This is a genomic window from Paenibacillus oleatilyticus (genome assembly GCF_018998565.1).
GTDB classification, from domain to species: domain Bacteria; phylum Bacillota; class Bacilli; order Paenibacillales; family NBRC-103111; genus Paenibacillus_G; species Paenibacillus_G oleatilyticus.
In genome coordinates this window covers 1-1,456 of the sequence record NZ_JAHNZO010000076.1, presented here as the reverse complement: position 1 = coordinate 1,456, position 1,456 = coordinate 1, and the positions used below count along the sequence as shown (strand labels likewise).

The window sequence follows — 1,456 nt, the reverse complement described above, 5'->3', positions numbered from 1 at the left end:
CCATCCGACAGGCGGAGGATTTGCTTTTATTTTCTACAATTAATCCTCGAAACACTCACCAATAATACTGCTAATTCCAAAGAAGCTTAGTAACAATGAAAACACTTCACTACTAGCTGTTCTAAAGGCATCTTGGACAGCAATTGTAATTGCTTCTCTTACTCCCATTCCCAATTGCCTTGCAGCCTTATAAGAACCGGTGATAACTGTAACGACTTTATAAACGCCGCCAGCAGCTTTAATTGCGTCTTTGATTTTGGTTAACTTAGCTGCAGGGAACGCAATCCCCAATAGTGCTGTACCAATTGCACCAACGCATCCAAAAAATCCTTCTTGTTGTATGCCATAATTTTTCTTCAACCATTGGGCCGTAGCGTCATCGCCTTGAGCTAGCACCTCATCAGGGATTGATTCAATGATTGTCAAACCTCGAATAAGTTGATCCATCTGACTTTTTTCGTTTTCAGTTAATTTATATTCTGACTGAATAGTTGCGCTGTTATTGCCTAAAAAATTCGCAGAGGCCGGAGCGGTGATGGAGGTGAAGAGCATCGTACCAGCAACAAGAGCCGAGACGTAAATCTTTGCCTTGAATAGTTTCAAATTCAAGTCCTCCTCAAAGAAAAGTTTTAATTATTACACAAATATAATATCATTGTAATATGAGAGTGTAAACCCTAAATATTCCAATTGAGGGAGGATTTTATGAAAAAGGATATTCATAACACAATATTCATCATCATCGTTCTTATGGTAATAACTTTTGACAAGCACTTCATCAAAGATGAATCTGTAACAGATATCATTTCAATAAGTGGTTTTTTCCTTGTAGTAGTTCTATTCATAGTTAGGTACATTAGGTTTGGAAGAAAATAAAACTTTTTGAGCTATCACGGAAAAGTTGCAACGAAGTCATAACGGATAAATGAGAAAATCCCCAGCTATTTACTAGCGGGGATTTTTCTATGTTCTAGCGCCGTCCGTTTCCGAATATAACGATGTATGCAGCTTAACGATTTCAAATCCGAATATGCGGGAGGGTTTTTGAGATGAGCTTTAGCTTTCAGGGGCAAGGGTTAAAAAAGGTGTTCGCAATACTTCTGAGCGCTGTTTGTTTCACGGGCTTAGGCACAAGGGAGGCTTTGGCATATCCTCTTGAGACTTATTGGGATTGCAGCGATAAAATTTATTACTGTCAAGCAGCCGATCTGGTGCCCGGACTTTCATTTTACCAGAACACTACTACTCTCTATGTTCCCGAAGGGACTCTAATTTCATACCATTACAAGGATAATAGGCCGGAAAACCCCTATGATGAATCATTCACGAAAATTGAACTTTCATATCACGACGATAAGGGCCAAAGTGTACATGTTGCTTACCATGAAGTCCGCCGTAGAGGTGGCGAAGCCGGAGGAGAGGTGATTGCTGCGCCGAAATCGAACGGTTATTATCT

General features: G+C 40.0%; 2 protein-coding genes. One reads left to right on the top strand and one right to left on the bottom strand.

Translation table 11 applies throughout. The features are described from left to right. Positions 1-39: 39 nt before the first annotated feature. A complete protein-coding gene (locus KQX66_RS36345; RefSeq protein WP_216798384.1) occupies positions 40-603 on the bottom strand; it encodes a hypothetical protein in 564 nt (187 codons plus the stop codon). A gap of 446 nt (positions 604-1,049) precedes the next feature. Between KQX66_RS36345 and KQX66_RS36340 the strand changes: the two genes are divergently transcribed. Further along, positions 1,050-1,456, top strand: a 407-nt coding sequence (locus KQX66_RS36340) for a hypothetical protein (protein WP_216798383.1), incomplete at its 3' end; no start/stop codon positions are given.